Origin of the sequence: Litorerythrobacter xanthomarinus (assembly GCF_046254955.1) — a bacterium.
GTDB lineage: Bacteria > Pseudomonadota > Alphaproteobacteria > Sphingomonadales > Sphingomonadaceae > Qipengyuania_C.
In genome coordinates this window covers 1-261 of record NZ_JBJXRG010000013.1, presented here as the reverse complement: position 1 = coordinate 261, position 261 = coordinate 1, and the positions used below count along the sequence as shown (strand labels likewise).

At 71.3% G+C, this 261-nt stretch carries 1 protein-coding gene; it reads left to right on the top strand.

The features are described 5' to 3' along the window. Positions 1-261: hypothetical protein (locus ACEWMW_RS14505; RefSeq protein WP_409414675.1), on the top strand; the 261-nt coding region annotated here is incomplete at both ends.

Sequence of the window (261 nt, the reverse complement as noted above, 5' to 3'; positions counted from 1 at the left end):
AAGTCCTCTACCGGGTCCGCCACGACGCCCGAATCTCTCGAGACGCGGTAGTACACGAGCCCGACCGTTCCGAACTTCGCCGACGCGGCGAGCTGGAGAAGCACCCCCACGTCGGGGACGCCGACGGGCGCATCGTGGGCGCCAACCGCACGGCCACCGAGATGCTGGACCTGCGGGCGAACATCGGGGCGAGCGCGGGCGGCTGGCCCCACGCCGACGAGGTGTTTGCCGTGCCGTATGGCGACCTGTTCAGCGCCGCGC